General features: G+C 68.6%; 14 protein-coding genes. 5 read left to right on the top strand and 9 right to left on the bottom strand.

Translation table 11 applies throughout. The features are described from left to right. Positions 1-52 precede the first annotated feature (52 nt). Positions 53-1582 (bottom strand): DHA2 family efflux MFS transporter permease subunit, encoded by a 1530-nt coding sequence (locus BDO18943_RS10800; RefSeq protein WP_175022274.1) that lies wholly within the window; start codon positions 1580-1582, stop codon positions 53-55. 135 nt (positions 1583-1717) lie between these two features. Between BDO18943_RS10800 and BDO18943_RS10795 the strand changes: the two genes are divergently transcribed. Beyond that, a complete protein-coding gene (locus BDO18943_RS10795; RefSeq protein ID WP_089453207.1) occupies positions 1718-2158 on the top strand; it encodes a MarR family winged helix-turn-helix transcriptional regulator in 441 nt (146 codons plus the stop codon). A gap of 246 nt (positions 2159-2404) precedes the next feature. On the opposite strand, the gene BDO18943_RS10790 is transcribed toward BDO18943_RS10795, so the two are convergent. Then, entirely contained in the window at positions 2405-2902 is a 498-nt protein-coding gene (locus BDO18943_RS10790; RefSeq protein ID WP_175022272.1) for a DUF2938 domain-containing protein, read from the bottom strand. A 140-nt stretch (positions 2903-3042) separates the two neighbouring features. Between BDO18943_RS10790 and BDO18943_RS10785 the strand changes: the two genes are divergently transcribed. Next, the gene (locus BDO18943_RS10785; RefSeq protein ID WP_175022271.1) at positions 3043-3468 is read left to right on the top strand and encodes a helix-turn-helix domain-containing protein; all 426 of its coding nucleotides are present in this window, start codon (positions 3043-3045) and stop codon (positions 3466-3468) included. A gap of 109 nt (positions 3469-3577) precedes the next feature. Then, the gene (locus BDO18943_RS10780) at positions 3578-4375 is read left to right on the top strand and encodes a hypothetical protein (RefSeq protein ID WP_175022270.1); all 798 of its coding nucleotides are present in this window, start codon (positions 3578-3580) and stop codon (positions 4373-4375) included. A gap of 1 nt (position 4376) precedes the next feature. Here BDO18943_RS10780 and BDO18943_RS10775 read toward each other — a convergent pair whose 3' ends face one another. Continuing rightward, on the bottom strand, positions 4377-5279 hold the full coding sequence (locus BDO18943_RS10775) for a helix-hairpin-helix domain-containing protein (protein WP_175022269.1): 903 nt from the start codon (positions 5277-5279) through the stop codon (positions 4377-4379). Positions 5280-5460: 181 nt separating this feature from the next. After that, positions 5461-6996 (bottom strand): sigma-70 family RNA polymerase sigma factor, encoded by a 1536-nt coding sequence (locus BDO18943_RS10770; RefSeq protein WP_175022268.1) that lies wholly within the window; start codon positions 6994-6996, stop codon positions 5461-5463. Positions 6997-7294: 298 nt separating this feature from the next. Here BDO18943_RS10770 and BDO18943_RS10765 point away from each other — a divergent pair, with 298 nt between their 5' ends. Beyond that, positions 7295-7732: a hypothetical protein gene (locus tag BDO18943_RS10765; RefSeq protein WP_175022267.1), complete on the top strand. Its 438-nt coding sequence runs from the start codon at positions 7295-7297 to the stop codon at positions 7730-7732. A 33-nt stretch (positions 7733-7765) separates the two neighbouring features. Continuing rightward, positions 7766-8608 carry an SH3 domain-containing protein gene (locus BDO18943_RS10760; protein WP_175022266.1) on the top strand — a complete coding sequence of 281 codons (843 nt, stop codon included), beginning with the start codon at positions 7766-7768 and terminating at the stop codon, positions 8606-8608. 138 nt (positions 8609-8746) lie between these two features. On the opposite strand, the gene ilvD is transcribed toward BDO18943_RS10760, so the two are convergent. The 5 genes from ilvD to BDO18943_RS10735 all read right to left on the bottom strand — a co-directional run bounded on the left by ilvD (position 8747) and on the right by BDO18943_RS10735 (position 16351). Then, the gene (ilvD, locus tag BDO18943_RS10755; RefSeq protein WP_175022265.1) at positions 8747-10606 is read right to left on the bottom strand and encodes a dihydroxy-acid dehydratase; all 1860 of its coding nucleotides are present in this window, start codon (positions 10604-10606) and stop codon (positions 8747-8749) included. Between the two features lie 283 nt (positions 10607-10889). After that, positions 10890-11912, bottom strand: coding sequence for an Ldh family oxidoreductase (locus BDO18943_RS10750; RefSeq protein ID WP_175022264.1), 1023 nt, complete (start codon positions 11910-11912; stop codon positions 10890-10892). Between the two features lies 1 nt (position 11913). Continuing rightward, positions 11914-13497 carry an aldehyde dehydrogenase (NADP(+)) gene (locus BDO18943_RS10745; protein WP_175022263.1) on the bottom strand — a complete coding sequence of 528 codons (1584 nt, stop codon included), beginning with the start codon at positions 13495-13497 and terminating at the stop codon, positions 11914-11916. A gap of 75 nt (positions 13498-13572) precedes the next feature. Continuing rightward, positions 13573-15198, bottom strand: a complete 1626-nt coding sequence (locus BDO18943_RS10740) for an APC family permease (RefSeq protein WP_175022262.1) — start codon at positions 15196-15198, stop codon at positions 13573-13575. A 232-nt stretch (positions 15199-15430) separates the two neighbouring features. Further along, positions 15431-16351 (bottom strand): dihydrodipicolinate synthase family protein, encoded by a 921-nt coding sequence (locus BDO18943_RS10735; protein WP_006484863.1) that lies wholly within the window; start codon positions 16349-16351, stop codon positions 15431-15433. Between the last annotated feature and the right edge of the window lie 40 nt (positions 16352-16391).

Below are 16391 nucleotides of genomic sequence, written 5' to 3'. Positions count from 1 at the left end.
GCAGGCGGCGCGCGATGCGGTGCGCGTATCCGTCCGTCGATCGGCCGGATCGTCAGTCCATCGCCGCATGCGCGACGTCGACGCTCGCCGCCTGCTGCGGCGGGCGGATCAGCAGCAACAGCGGGATCATCAGCAGCGTCGCGACGAACATCAGCTTGAAGTCGTTCAGGTACGCGATCATCGACGCCTGCTGGTTGATCGTGCGGTCGAGCAGCGCAATGTCGAGGCGGCTGCCGGCCATGGCCTGCACGGCCGGGTTGAACGGCGTGATGTGGGTCGCGAGGTCGGCATGCGCGACTTGCGTGTTGCGCGTCATCAGCGTCTGGACGATCGAGATGCCGATACTGCTGCCGATGTTGCGCATCAGGCTGTAGGTGGCCGTGCCGTCCGCGCGCAGGTCGGGCGGCAGCGTCGAGAACGACAGCGCGCTCAGCGGCACGAACACGAGCCCCAGCCCGAAGCCCTGCACCACGCCGGGCCACACGATGTCCGCTTCGGACAGCACGACCGTGTACTGCATCATCTGCCATAGCGCGAGCGCGGAAATCGACAGCCCCGCGAGCAGCAGCATCCGCGCATCCACGTATTTCAGCAGTCTTCCGACGAACAGCATCGCGATCATCGTGCCGGCGCCGCTTGGCGCAGTGACGAGGCCCGTCGTCGCGACCGGGTAGCCCATCAGGTTCTGCAGCATCGGCGGCAGCAGCGCGCGTGTCGCGTACAGCACCGCGCCGACCACGAAGATGAACAGCGTGCCCGTCGCGAAGTTGGGGTCGCGCAACAGTTCCGACTTGAAGAACGACGCCTTGCCGACGGTCGCGGTATGTGCGAGAAAGAACGCGAAGCTGAGCGCCGCGACGAGCGCCTCGATGCGGATCTCGTATGAGCCGAACCAGTCGAGCTGTTCGCCGCGGTCGAGCATCGCCTGGAATGCGCCGATCGCGAGCGCCAGCGTCGCGAAGCCGAATGCGTCGAACTTCACGTGCGGGCGCGGCGCGCGCGCGGGCAGGAAGGTCATCACGCCGGCGAGCGCGAACGCGCCGATCGGCACGTTGATGAAGAACACCCAGCGCCAGTTGTAGCTGTCGGTGAGCCAGCCGCCGAGCGTCGGGCCGAGGATCGGGCCGACCATCACGCCCATTCCCCAGATTGCCATCGCCTGGCCTTGTTTCTCGCGCGGGTTGATGTCGAGCAGGATCGACTGCGACAGCGGCACCAGCGCGGCGCCGAACACGCCCTGCAGCAGACGCGCGCCGACGATCTGCACGAGCGTCTCGGACAGCCCGCACAGCGCCGACGCGACCGTGAAGCCGGCGATCGACACGATCAGCAGCCGCTTCACGCTGAGCCGGTCGGACAACCAGCCGGTGAGCGGCGTCGCGATCGCCGCGGCGACGATATAGGAGGTCAGCACCCACGTGATCTCGTCCTGCGACGCGGACAGCGTGCCCTGCATGTGCGGCAGCGCGACGTTCGCGATGGTGCTGTCGAGGGTCTGGATCAGCGTGGCGAGCATGATCGACAGGGTCAGCATCGGCCGGTTCAGGGCGGGCGAGGCGGGGGCGTCGGCGGCGGGGTTCAAGCGGGTGTCTCCGTGGAGCGGTCGCCGTGGGCGGCGATCCGGTATGACGCAAATTATAAGCATGCGTATTATATCTCCGCTTATGGCTGCGTCTCGAGCGGGAGGCAGTTGCCGGCTCGACCCTATAATCGCCGCATGGACAAGACCTACGAGAACCGGATCGGTTACCTGATCGCCGATGTGGCGCGCCTGAACGGGCGTCTCTTCGACCGGCGCGCGAAGCGCATCGGGCTGACGCGCGCGCAAAGCCGCGTGCTCGCGTACCTGACATGGAAGGGCGAGATGAATCAGGCGCGGCTGGCCGAATGGCTCGAGATCGCGCCGATCACGCTGACGCGGCTGCTCGACCGGATGGAAAGCTATGGCTGGATCGAGCGCGTCGCGAACGACGACGATCGCCGCGCATTCGTGATCCGGCTGACCGACAAGTCGCGCGAGATCTTTCCGCAGATGCTCGAAGTGGGTGACACCGTAGCCGACGACGGGCTGCGCGGCTTCACGCCCGACGAGCGCGATACGCTGGTGCGGTTGCTCGGGCGCATGCGTCACAACCTGATCGACTGCGGCGGGGAGTGATGGGTGCCGCCATCCGGGCAGGCCGGATGAACGGCTTGAAAACAGCGGGAACACCGGAAGGCGGCGCGCAAGCACGCCGAGCCGGCCCGTATTCCGGCGTGGGCATCTTCATCGTCGTGGCGCCGGTGCCGATACCCGGCGCGGCCTTCGTCCGGCGCGCGCAGGGTGATGCGCTAGTCACGCTCGACAGAGGGGAGCGTGGGCGTCGGCGACGCTACCTGTTATCGCTTTGACGAGGCCGTGTGCTTAACGGGCCAGCGCCGCGAGCGTAACCGCCGCCAGATAAAGCCCCACACCGTACGACAGATGCGTGATGAGACTGCGCCGGCGCGCGACGCCCGGGTTCGGCGTGCGCGACGCGGCGATGCCGAAGCCGAACGCGGGCTGCATCACGAAGAACGGCGCGATCACGCTGGCGAGGCCGGCGAGGAGCGCGGGGAGCGGGGTCGGCGTGCCGATCCATTCGGTGCCCGCGATCGCGACGGGCAGCGCCGCGAACGCGATGCCGATCGCGTAATGCGCGATCCAGCCGAGCGCGCGTTCGCCCGGCACGGGCGCCGCGGCGCCGATCGACACGTGCCGGAACCGGCCTTGCATCATGTGACCGATCCAGCGGCCGACCAGCGCATAGTCGAGCGACGGAATGCCGAAGGCTCGCCGCCGGAACAGCGTCCACAGATCCATCACGAGCGTCGCGCCCGCGCCGATCAGCAACAGGTTGAGCAGGACGTCGGGCGCGCTCATCGCGACCCTCCGCGAAGAACGGAAAAGGCTGCGCGGTGCAGCGGAATACAGCGTGGTTTCAGCGGTTTCATGGCAGTCCGGGCTTGTCTTTATGGAGTCGAGCGACTATCTTGCAACTTCAAGTTCACTTGAGGTCAAGCATGAGCCGGCTGGACATTGCAGATGTGGCGCGACGCTCGGGATTGCCCGCGTCGACGCTGCGCTACTACGAGGAAAAGGGGCTGATCGTCCCGACCGGCCGCCACGGGCTGCGGCGGCAATACGACGAGTCGGTGCTGGAGCGCCTGGCGCTGATCGCACTGGGCCGCGAGGCCGGTTTTTCGCTCGACGACATCCTCGCGATGGTCGGCACGGACGGCCTGCCTGCGATCGATCGCGCGAAGCTCGACGGCAAGGCCGACGAACTCGACCGCACGATCCGCCGTCTCGGCGCCGTGCGCGACGCGTTGCGGCATGCGGCCGTGTGCCCGGCATCGAACCATCTCGAATGCCCGTCGTTCCAGAAGCTGCTGCGGATCGCCGCGCATCGCCATCCGGCGCGCCGCACGAAGACGGAAGCCGCGTAGGCGCTCGGCCCGCGCGATGCGCATGCATTGGGGGGGGCAGTGGCGATTCGGCGGCACGTCGCCATTCATGGCCGACGGACATTGCAAACAGGAACAACGGGGTTGCCGCGTGTGGTTTTTACTTGTGCTTTACGTGCTTCCTGCCGCGTATGCGGCATCGAAGGTCGGGCCGCATTACGGGTTTCTCGCCGGGTGCGCGACACTGGCCGCCGTGCTGGCGATGCAGACCGCGTTGCTGACGTGGGGGACTGCCCTGTTGAAACGGCGGCGTGGGTCCGTTGGGCAGCCTGAGACGAGCGCAACGCCCGTACCGGCCGATAGTCTGGATGACGAACCGGCCGACGAGCCCGGCGACGCGCCCGATGTGCCGCTTCGATATGGCGAGCATGCCCGATTCAAGCAACTGGTCCTGATTGCCGACGCCGCACGGCCCGAGGTTACGCGCCGTTTCTACGATAAGGCGAAGCGGGCGATCGAAGCGTACGTGGAAGTCGAGGCGGGGCGCGACGGTTCGGGGGCGGCGATGGTGTCGACGGCCGACCTCGCCCCGGCAGACGACCTGCCCGCCGCACCACCGGACGAAACGCTGACGGTATTCGTGTCGAACGACGGCGCGTGGTCGGGGTTCCGCGTCGGCGACGACAGCTTCCGGTTCCGCCACGGCGCAATTACGAGATTGCGGTTCACGCATGTGATGCCGGTTCGCTGGAACGGCGACTACATGGTGACGTTCTGGTTCGACGTGCCGAAGCGGGACCGCACTACCGATTACAACGCGTATTTGACCGGGTTCGATATCGGGGTGGACCGTGCCGGCCACCGTTCACGCACGCTTACCCATGCATGTCGTGAAATCGCGTCGGTGCTCGACGTCGCGTTCGACGTCGACGAGGTTGGCGACGACTGAGTCATCCCGCGTAATACACACGACATTCCTGCTCGCGCCCGCGCACGATGCGCTTGCCGACGAGCGAGCCGTACGTTTCGGTGAAGACGGTGCGCTGATGCTCGCATTGCAGGGCGTCGTAGAAATAGAGCGAGACCCAGTCGGTCGGGCGGGAGGCCTCCGGCGTGCGCATCGCGGCATGGAGGCACAGCGCGGTGAAATGCCAGCCGCCCTTGGTCATGTGCATCACGGGCAACGGCACGTAGCCGTCCGCGTTCAGGCGCCGATGCACGGTTGCGCGTTGCACAACGCCAGGCGTCGGCAACGCGCCGGCGGCGGCCTTGTTGCGATACAGACGGTCGATGTAGAGCAGCAGTTCGACAGGCGGCTCGGTGCCGGGGCCGGCGTCCTGCACGCGGCCCTGCCAGCGCCGGCGGCGGCTCAGCACGTCGTCGAGCGCGGTGCGGATGCCGGCCGCGCGCCGCGGGCCGACGCCCGAGATCGTCTCGAGCTGGCCGTTGCGGGCCGCGCGTTCGAGCTCCTCGAGCGTATCGATATGCAGCAGGTCGTGAATGCGCAGCGCGAGCGCGTGGCCGATACCCGGCACCGCCTCGAACGCGGACGTGCGTTCGGCGTCGCCGCACAGCCGGTCGAGCTGGCGCCAGCGCCCCGTCACCAGCAGCTCGGCAATCGCCTGCGCGACGCCCGTGCCGATCTCGGGCAGCGTGCCGAGCGCATCGACGCCGCCGGACTCGAACACTGCGCGGATATCGAGGTCGAGCGCATCGACCGTCTCGGCCGACGCGCGGTACGCGGCGACCCGATACGGATTCGCGCCCTGATCAGCCAGCCGCTGTGCCGCCTCGCGCAGGCAGGTCGCGATATGGCGGTTTTCCTCGTACGTTTGGCTGGCGGTCGTCTGCATGGCGAGGGACCTGGGGAAGCACAAACGGAATGGACACGGCTAGCGATGCGCCGGTCGGCTTTTCACCATTGTCGCGATACGCGATGAAGAAAACTTGACGCACGTCAATGGCAAACGTAGCACAGGTGCGAAGCACACGGTCGTGCCGGATAGCGGCACGACCGTGCGACGCGTGACGCCGTCACGCGTCGAGGAACGACTGCGCGTTCTCGGCCTCGGCGGCCGTGCGCAACGCGGCGAGCGCCCGTTTCTCGATCTGCCGCACGCGTTCGCGCGACATACCCGCGTCCTGCGCGATCGCGTCGTAGGTATCGGGCTCGGCGCCGCCGAGGCCGAACCGCCGGCGCAGCACGTCGGCCTCGGCCTGCGTGACCGACCGGAGCAGGGACCTCACGCACTCGCGCATGCGCGTGTCGGCCAGTTGCTCGAACGGGCTGGCCGATGACTGGTCCTCGATCAGCTCCACCAGGCCGGTGTCCGCGTCGGGCAGCGGCGCGTCGAGCGATACGGGCTCGGCTGGCAGCGCGAGCACCGCGCGCAGCTTGTCCTCGTCGAGGCCGGTTTCGGCCGCGAGTTCGGCCGGCGTCGCGCGACGGCCCGTGCGCTGACGAAACCGCAGCGCATGCCGCTGCACACGCTGGTACTGGTCGCCGACGTGCACGGGCACGCGGATCGTGCGTGCGCGATCCGCGACCGCGCGCGCGATCGCCTGGCGGATCCACCAGGTCGCATAGGTCGAGAACTTGAACCCGCGCCGGTATTCGAATTTCTCGATCGCGCGCATCAGGCCCAGGCTGCCGTCCTGCACGAGATCGGGCAGGTCGACACCGCGGTTCATGTACTTGCGCGCGATCGACAGCACGAGCCGCAGGTTCGCTTCGAGCATCGCGCGCGTGGCGTCGCGCACTTTCTGCTGGCCGTCGGTGAGCGCGGCTGCGAGTGCCCGTCGCGCGACCGTGTCGAAGCAGGCGGCGTCGCCCGCGGCGGTGCCATGCGGCGCAGACGCGAGCGTGCGTACGACGCGGCTCGCGTCGTCGACGGCCGGTGCGACCCACGGGATCGCGCCGAGCAGGGCGGCCACGCGGTTGCGCGCGTCACGGTATTCGTCCGAACGGAAGCCATGCGCGTGCAACGCGCCGCGCAAGGCCGCGACGGCCGCCTGCAGCGCGTCGTCGCTGACGGGCGCGGGCGTGTCTGCGGGGTCGTCATCGGACGATCCGGCTGCGCCGGTCGTCGCCGTTGCGCGGTGACGCGCCAGCAGCGCGTCGACGGCGGCCGGACAGCCGGCGAGCGCGTGCAGGATCTGGTGGCGGCCCGTTTCGATCTCGCGAGCAAGTACGATCTCGCCTTCGCGCGTGAGCAGCGGCACGGCCTGCATGCGCCGCAGGTAGAGCGCGAGCGGATCGGTCGACGCGCTCGTGCCGCGTGCGAGGTCGCCGAGCATCGCGCGGCCTTCGTCGAGCGCATCGCGATCGACGTCGACAGGCACCGTGCCGGCGAACGGCGCGGGCGCGGCCGGCCCGTCGAGCACTGCGATGCCGATGTCGGCGAGCGCGGCGCGCACGACGTCGAGCGCGTCGGGGCTGTCGCTTTCGGGCGGCAGCGCGTCGACGAGGTCGGCGTGGGTCAGATAACCCTGTTCGCCGGCGAGCGCCAGCAACTGGATGATCGGATCGAGCGGCGTGTCCGCCCGGGGAGTGGGGCGTGGCGTAGTCATGTCGATGGCGGCGTGAGCCGCGTTCCTGTCTGGGCGGGCCGAGGTCCGCCGGTTTCGGGCCGCCGGTTGCTCGCGAACCCCTGTCCGCGCCGGCCAGCCTGACATCGTTCAAGTTGAGGGCATTTGCGCGAACTTCAACGCGGGCGCGGCAGACCTGCCAGCACGCGGCATGCCCACGCGATCGTCCGGCACAGGAAACAAAAAGTAACCGATCATACCGAGCGGAAATCTGCAGGGGACGTAAGCTAGAGTCAGGCGCGCGCCCGGCGGCGGCGCGTGGATTCTGCCGGAGCAAGACATGACCCCGATTCCTGCCGCGAGGTGTGCGGTATTCGCATTGACGACGCTGACCCTCGGCGGCTGTTATTACACGAGCCCGTATGGCTATGCTCCGTATTACGCGCCGGCACCGGCCACGCTGACGCAGCGCGAGCTACCCGTCACGCCGGCTGCGCCCGGCACCGCTCCACCGGGCCCGACGTCGGCGGCGGTTGCGCCGCCCGAGGCCGATTCGGCGCCTGTCTACGTCGCGCCGGCCTATCCGCCGCCGTATCCCTATCCTTATCCATACTATGCACCCGCGTATTACCCGGGCTGGTATGGCTGGGGCGCGCCGGCCATCTCGGTCGGCTTCTGGGGCGGCTGGGGCGGCGGCTGGCGTGGCCGCGGCGGGTACGGGCATCGTCCGTGGGGCGGCGGCCACTGGGGTGGCGGCTGGGGCGGGCATCGGCATTGACCGGCGCGCGGCGGCACCGCGCGGGAGAGCATCATGAGGAACACGATTGTTCGAAGTCTGTGCGTCGTCCTGCTTGGCCTCGCGGCCGCGCCGGGCATGGCGCAGGCGCAGAGCACCGGCTACACGAACGCGCCGGCCGAACTGTTCGCCGGGCCGGCGCCCGACTATCCGGTCGTCGCGCAGATTCCGCCGGGCACCGCGCTGGACGTGTTCGGCTGCCTGAGCGACTACTCGTGGTGCGACGTCGCGCTGCCGGGCGTGCGCGGCTGGATCGACGCGCAACTGATCGACTATCCGTACCAGGGCGGTTACGCGCCGCTGCTCGAATATGGCGCGATCATCGGCGTGCCGATCACGGGGTTCGCGATCGGCGCGTACTGGGATCGCTACTACCGTCACCGGCCGTGGTTCCATGACCGCGATCGGTGGGAACACCGCGCGGAACCGCGGCTCGGCCCGGGCGGCGTACCGCCGGGACAGGGACGCCCGCAACCGGGCGGCGCGGTGCAGGTCGCACCGGGCGGTCCGCCGCCCGTGCATGACACACGGCCGTCGGCTGCGCGTGGCGGCTGGAATGGCGCGATCCGCACGCCGCCACCGGCTGCACCTGCGCCGATGCCGGGTGCTGCCGTCCGTGAACGACCGGCAGCGCCGCCGCCGGCCGCCGTCATGCGTCCGCCACCGGCCGCTGTCATGCGTCCGCCGCCCGCGCCGGGAGGTGAGGGCCGTTCGATGCCGGCACCGGTGCACCCGGGTGGTGGTGGCGGTGGTTACGGCGGCGCGCGGCCGCAAGGCGGCGGGAACGGAGGCGGAAGCCACGGTGGGGGCGGTGGCGGCGGAGGCGGCGGCGGCGGCCCGGAAGAATTCCGTCACTGACGTTGCCGGCGCTTTCTGCCGAAGCAGAACGAAAAAAAGCCGCTCCGGAGAGCGGCTTCTGGGTCGGGCAAGCGGGCGGTCGTACGGCCCGCGGCCTGACCGGCTACGTGTTACAAGCAGCCGGCCGTGCTACCCCTGTCAGTCGTCGAGCAGCGACAGGTCACGCACGGCACCCTTGTCGGCCGACATGACCAGCTTCGCGTAGGCTTTCAGCGCAGCGGACACCTTGCGCGGACGCGGCTGCGCCGGCTTCCAGCCCTTCGCGTTCTGCTCTTCGCGGCGGCGCGCCAGTTCCTCGTCCGACACCAGCACGTCGATCGTGCGGTTCGGGATGTCGATGCGGATCTTGTCGCCGTCGCGCACGAGGCCGATCGCACCACCCGCTGCCGCTTCCGGCGAGCAGTGGCCAATCGACAGGCCCGACGTACCGCCCGAGAAACGGCCGTCCGTCAGCAGCGCGCATGCCTTGCCGAGCCCCTTCGACTTGATGTAGCTGGTCGGGTAGAGCATTTCCTGCATGCCGGGGCCGCCCTTCGGGCCTTCGTAGCGCACGATCACCACGTCGCCGGCCTTGACCTTGTCGTTCAGGATGTTTTCGACCGCTTCATCCTGCGATTCGGTCACGTGCGCCGTGCCTTCGAACACGAGGATGCTTTCGTCGACGCCAGCCGTCTTCACCACGCAGCCGTCGACCGCGATGTTGCCCGTCAGCACGGCGAGGCCGCCTTCCTTCGAGAACGCATGCTCGTACGAGCGGATGCAGCCTTCGGCGCGATCGACGTCGAGGCTCGGCCAGCGCGTGTCCTGGCTGAACGCGACCTGCGTCGGGACGCCGGCCGGGCCGGCCAGGTAGAACGTGCGGACCGCTTCGTCCTGCGTGCGGACGATATCCCACTGGTCGAGCGCATCCTTCAGCGACGGCGCGTGCACGGTCGGCACGTCGGTGTGCAGCTTGCCGGCGCGCTCGAGCTCACCGAGGATCGCCATGATGCCGCCTGCGCGGTGCACGTCCTCGATGTGGTACTTGTTCGTGTTCGGCGCGACCTTGCACAGCTGCGGCACGACGCGCGACAGGCGGTCGATGTCCGTCATCGTGAAGTCGATGCCGGCTTCCTGCGCGATCGCCAGCAGGTGCAGGATCGTGTTGGTCGAACCGCCCATCGCGATGTCGAGCGTCATCGCGTTCTCGAACGCCTTGAAGCCCACCGAGCGCGGCAGCACGCGTTCGTCGTCCTGCTCGTAGTACTGGCGGGCCAGTTCGACGATGCGGCGGCCGGCGCGCTTGAACAGTTGCTCGCGATCGGCGTGCGTGGCCACCACCGTGCCGTTGCCGGGCAGCGACAGGCCGAGCGCTTCGGTCAGGCAGTTCATCGAGTTCGCGGTGAACATGCCCGAGCACGAACCGCAGGTCGGGCAGGCCGAGCGCTCGACTTCGGCGACTTCGGCGTCGGAATACGACGGGTCGACCGCGATCACCATCGCGTCGACGAGGTCGAGCTTCTTCACTTCGATCGCCTTGGTGACCGGGTTCGCGAGGCGCGTCTTGCCCGCTTCCATCGGGCCGCCCGACACGAAGATCACCGGGATGTTGAGGCGCATCGCGGCCATCAGCATCCCGGGCGTGATCTTGTCGCAGTTCGAGATGCACACCATTGCGTCCGCGCAGTGCGCGTTCACCATGTATTCGACCGAGTCGGCGATGATGTCGCGGCTCGGCAGCGAATACAGCATGCCGTCGTGGCCCATCGCGATGCCGTCGTCGACCGCGATCGTGTTGAATTCCTTCGCAACGCCGCCGGCAGCCTCGATCTCGCGCGCGACGAGCTGGCCGAGATCCTTCAGGTGCACGTGCCCGGGTACGAACTGGGTGAACGAGTTGACGACCGCGACGATCGGCTTCGAGAAATCGTCGTCTTTCATGCCGGTGGCACGCCAGAGCGAGCGCGCACCTGCCATGTTGCGGCCAGCGGTGGAGGTTTTGGAACGGTAGATGGGCATTGTCGTTGCTGAAGAAATATCGCGGGAAAAGGGTGGAGGCACGGGAATAAAGGCCTCTCTCGCGCCCGTGCGAACAACCTCTTGAGCTGCGCCCTGGGCAAACCGGACGATTATCCCACAGCCGCCGCGGGCGTGGCGCTCGTGGGGCCGGCAACCCGCGCGGGCGGCGTGCCCGGTGCGGAACGTCCGGGCGGTTACGGTACACCCGTGCGAGCGGCCCGGGAGAAGGCCGGATCGCACGTTGCACGCCAATGAATGCGCGATCCGGCCCCGCGCCTGGCGATCAGTCGAGCAGCGTCAGGATCTCGTCGTACAGCGGCTTCGGAATCCGCACGCCGTTCGCGATGCTGCGCGCGCGGGCGTCGAAGCGTCGTTGCGACGGCAGCCGCGCGCCCTGCGCGACGATCGACTCGAACATCCGTTCGCCGCGCGCGAGCCCCGTGTCGAGGTCATCGCCGAGGAACACCTTCGGGTCGAACGCGACCACGAGTTCGCCGTGGCACGGCGTCGCGCCGACGCCTTCGTCGAAGTCCATCGACTCGCGGCTCGTCATGTCGCCGATCAGCGCACCGCCGAGCAGTTCGACCATTGCCGCGAGCGCCGAACCCTTGTGGCCGCCGAACGTGCGCATCGCGCCCTGCAGCGCGGCCTTCGGGTCGGTGGTGGGCCGGCCGTCGGCGTCGATCGCCCATTCTGGCGGAATCGCCTTGCCTTGCTTCGCGTGCAGCTCGATGTCGCCGCGCGCGATCGCGCTCGTCGCGAAATCGAACACGAACGGCACGCCGCCCGGCCGCGGCCACGCAAACGCGATCGGGTTGGTGCCGAACACCGGTTCCTTGCCGCCTTCCGGCGCGACCCAGCTGTGGCTCGGGTTCATCGCGATGCCGACCAGCCCTTCGGCCGCGATCGCCTCGACCTCGGGCCACAGCGCGGAGAAGTGGTAGCAGTGGTTGATCGTCATCGCGGCGATGCCGTGCTGCTTCGCCATCTCGACGAGCACGGGCAGGCCCGTTTCGAAGCTCAGCAGCGAGAAGCCGCGATGCGCGTCGACCGCGACGATCGACGACGACAGCCGCCGCAGCGTCGGCACGGCCTGCGGATCGACCTTGCCCTTCTTCAACGAACGCACGCAGACGAGCAGCCGGTACACGCCGTGCGAATGGCATTCGTCGCGCTGGCCCTGGGTAATCACGTTGGCGATGGCCCGCGCATGCGCATCGGACATGCCGTTGTGCGTCAGCACGCGCAGCGCGAGCGCGTGGACTTCATCGAGCGACAGGACGATTTCGTCGGGGGATGTGGACATGTCACGCCTCCCGCGGCGCGGGCACGCCGTCGATGCGTTGCGGCACGTTCAGCGGATTGCCGTTGCGGATCGCGTCCGGCTGCAGCGCGTCCGGCAGGTCCTGATACGACACGGGGCGCAGGAAGCGTTCGATCGCGCGCGCGCCGACCGACGTCGTGCGCGTGTCGGAGGTGGCCGGGAACGGGCCGCCGTGCACCATCGCATGACCGACCTCGACGCCCGTGCCGAAGCCGTTGACGAGAATGCGGCCGGCCTTGCGCTCGAGCATCGGTCGCAGCGCGGCGAACAGCGGTGCGTCGCCGTCGGAGAGATGCGCGGCGATCGTCAGCTGGCCTTCGAGCGACTTCAGCACGCGATGCAGCGTGTCGGCGTCCGGGCAACGCACGATCAGCGACGCGGGGCCGAACACTTCGTCGCGCAACTCGGGATGCGCGATGAAAGCGTCGGCCGAGGTTGCGAGCAGTGCCGCGCGGGCCTGCAGGCGGTTGCCTTCGGCGCCTTGTGCGAGCAGCTCGACGGCCGCGTGATCGCGCAGCGTCGCGACGCCCTGTTCGTAGCTGGCGTGGATGTGCGGCGTCAGCATGGTTTGCGCGGGCGCTGCGCGAACCGCGGTGGTGGCCGTTTCCTCGAATGCGCGCAGCGCGGGGCCGTCGACCGCGAGCACGAGGCCCGGGTTCGTGCAGAACTGGCCGGCGCCGAGCGTGAGCGATGCAACGAACTGCGGGGCGATCGCGTCGTGCCGCGCGTCGAGCGCGGCGGGAAACAGCAGTACCGGATTGATCGAGCTCATTTCCGCATAGACGGGAATCGGCTCGGGGCGCGCGGCCGCGATGTGCATCAGCGCGACGCCGCCACGGCGCGAGCCGGTGAAGCCGACGGCCTTGATGCGCGGATCGGCGACGAGTGCCTGGCCGATCTCGCGCGACGCGTCGAACAGCAGCGAGAACACGCCGGCCGGCATCCCGCATTCGCGCGCGGCCTGCTGGATCGCGCGGCCGACGAGTTCCGACGTGCCCGGGTGTGCCGAATGCGCCTTGACGATCACCGGGCAGCCGGCCGCGAGCGCCGAAGCCGTATCGCCGCCGGCGACCGAGAACGCGAGCGGGAAGTTCGACGCGCCGAACACGGCGACGGGCCCGACCGCGACATTGCGCAGGCGCAGGTCGACGCGCGGCAGCGGCTTGCGCTCGGGGCGCGCAGGATCGATCCGCGCGTCGAGAAAGCCGCCGTCGCGCACGAGCGACGCGAACAGCGCGAGCTGGCCGACCGTGCGGCCGCGCTCGCCTTCGATACGGGCGCGCGGCAGGCCCGTTTCGATGACGCAGCGCTCGATCAGGGCGTCGCCGAGCGCCATGATGTGGCGGCCGATCGCGTCGAGAAACGCGGCGCGGGCTTCGAGCGACGTTTCGCGATACGTGTCGAATGCGTCGTCGGCGAGCGCGCAGGCCGTCTCCAGGTCGTGCAGGCTCGCGCCGCCGAAGGCGGGTTCGAGCCGTTCGCCGGTTGCGGCGGCGATCGCGTGAAGGGTGCCGTTCTGTCCGGCAACGGCGGACTGGCCGATCAGGAGCTGACCTGTGAGTTGCATGGTTTTCCTCGGAAAAAGCAGGGGCCGGGCGTAGGGCGCCCGGCCGAAGGGATCATGGGAAAGGGCGCGGATGCGTCAGTCCTCGTCGTCGTCGAGTTGCAGCTTGTCGGCGCGCACGCCGGTATTCGCACCCCAGTAGTAGATGACGAGCGCGACGGCCGCGACGACGACCGTGTCGTACGGATGCGCAAGCTGGCCGGTGCCGCCGAAGCCGCCGAGATACGACAGCACGATCATCGCGGCATAGAACGCGATCAGCCACGCGGACGAGCGCACTTGTTCGGCGAGGCTCAGGTGGGCGGTCGGCACCCAGCGGCGGCACGCGAGATAGATCACGAACATCACGATCTGCAGGCCGAGCAGCCAGGACACCGTGCTCCAGCCCGACCAGTAGACGATCAGCGCGGCGATCACGAACGACGCGGGGCCGGTGACGCCGAACGCGACCGCGCGGAACGGCCGCGGCAGGTCGGGCGCGGTGCGGCGTAGCGCGGCGACCGACACCGGCGCGACCGCGTAGCTGAGCACCAGCGCGGCCGACACGATGTTGATCAGCGCTTCCCACGACGGGAACGGCAGCGTCCAGAAGATCGAGAGGCCGAACGTGAGCCACAGGCCCGCGCGCGGGATGCCCGACGCTTCGTCGACGCGCGTGAACACCTTGAAGAAGGTGCCCGTCTTCGCCCAGCCGTAGACGACGCGCGGCGTCGCGTTCATGTAGATGTTGCCGCAGCCGCTCGGCGAGATCATCGCGTCGGCGACGACCATCACCGCGAGCCAGCCGACGCCGAGCGCCAGCGCGATGTCGCGGTACGGCAGCGAGAACGCCTTGCTCACGTCGTGCCAGCCGGCGGCGAGCATGGCCGTCGGGATGCTACCGATGAACGCGAGTTGCAGCAGCACGTAGATCAGCGTCGACAGCAGGATCGACAGGATCAGCGCGATCGGGATCGTGCGCTGCGGATTGCGTACTTCGCTCGCGACCGACACGATCGGCGTGAGCCCGAGATACGCGAAGATGATGCCGCCCGCCGACACCGCCATCTCGATGCCCGGCATGCCGAACGGCGCGAAGCCGTGCAGGGTCAGGTTCGCGGGTTTGAAGAACGTGAACAGCACCGCGATCACCGACAGCGGCACGATGAACTTGAAGATGCTGATGATGTTGTTCGCCTTCGCGAACGTCTTCACGCTCGAATAGTTCAGGTAAAAGAAGAAGCAGAGCAGCGCGGCCTGCACGAGCCAGCCGAGCGTGGTCGGGTCGCTCGATCCTTCGACGGTCAGGCCGGGAAACCACGCGGCCGCATACTGGCGCGCGGCGACGACTTCGATCGCGATCAGGCTCGAAAAGGCGATCAGCGTGATGAAGCCCATCAGGTAGCCGAGCAGCGGGCCGTGCGAGAACACCGGGTAGCGGACCACGCCGCCCGCGCGCGGCAGCGCGGCGCCGAGTTCGCAGTAGACGATGCCGAGCAGCAGCACCGCGAAGCCGCCGAGCAGCCACGAGAAGATGCCGGCCGGGCCCGCGATCGTCGAAACGTGACTCGCGGCGAACAGCCACCCCGAACCGAAAATGGCGCCGAGACCGATGAACGTGAGATCGGTCAGCGACAGCTGTTTCTTGAACTTGCCGTGACCCGCGTCGGGGTGCGCGGAACGGGAAAGCGGGACAGACGGTTGAGCGTTGCCTTGGCCTGGCATGGGCTTGTCTCCTAGGGGAATATCGGCACCGGCTTGAGGTGCGCCGCGCTCCGACGGAGCAGCGGCGCCTGCCTGCCGGCCGGCATCGCCCGGTTCGAACGACCGGGGCGGGCTGCGGGGCGTTCATGCGCGGCGCGGGCTGGCGCCGGTGCGAACGGGCCCGCGGGCCATGCCGGACCGGAGACGGCGGCGCGCAGGCGGAAAGCCCGCGCACCGCCGCAGGGGGAGTCGATCAGAGACCGACGTCGGGCAGCGCCGGGCGCGTTTCGAGCGCCTTCGCGACGATGGCCTTCACTTCCGCGAGCGTGTCGCCCTGCAGCGCGAGGCGCGGCGGACGCGTGATTGCGCTGCCGCGGCCGACCAGCTCTTCGCACAGCTTGATGCACTGCACGAGGTCGGGGCGTGCGTCGAGGTGCAGCAGCGGCATGAACCAGCGATACAGCGCGAGCGCTTCGTCGAAACGCTTCTGCTTCGCGAGGCGGAACAGCGTCTCGCCTTCCTTCGGGAACGCGTTCGACATGCCCGACACCCAGCCTTCGGCACCGACGGCAATGCTCTCGACCACGACGTCGTCGAGGCCCGCGAACAGCACGAAGCGATCGCCGACCGCGTTGCGCAAGTCGATGAAGCGACGCGTATCACCCGACGAATCCTTGAAGCAGACGATGTTCTCGCAATCCTGCAGCGCGATCAGCACGTCGGGCGTCACGTCGTTCTTGTAGATCGGCGGGTTGTTGTAGACCATCACCGGCAGGTCGGTGCTCGTCGCGACCGCGCGGAAGTGCGCGGCGGTTTCATGCGGCTTCGCCGAGTAGACCAGCGCGGGCATCACCATCACGCCGTCGACGCCGACGCGCTGGGCTTCACGCACGGTGTTGCGTGCGAATTCGGTGGTGAATTCGGCGATGCCGGCGATCACCGGGATCTTGCCGCCGGCTGCGTCGCGTGCGGCCTCGATCACCTGGAGCTTCTCGCTCGTGGACAGCGACGTGTTTTCGCCGACCGTGCCGCAGACCACGAGGCCCGACACGCCGTCGTTCACCAGGTTCTTGACCACGCGGTGCGTGGCGTCGATGTCGAGGGAAAAGTCCGGCTTGAACTGGGTGCTGACGGCCGGGAAAACCCCGGTCCACTGAATGGCGTTTCGGCTCACTTCAATCTCCTACGTGTTTGTATCGGTCGGCCGACGTGGT

It is taken from the genome of Burkholderia aenigmatica (assembly GCF_902499175.1).
GTDB classification, from domain to species: Bacteria; Pseudomonadota; Gammaproteobacteria; order Burkholderiales; family Burkholderiaceae; genus Burkholderia; species Burkholderia aenigmatica.
The sequence above is the reverse complement of the archived record's forward strand: the minus strand, read 5'-3'. Positions and strand labels throughout refer to the sequence as shown.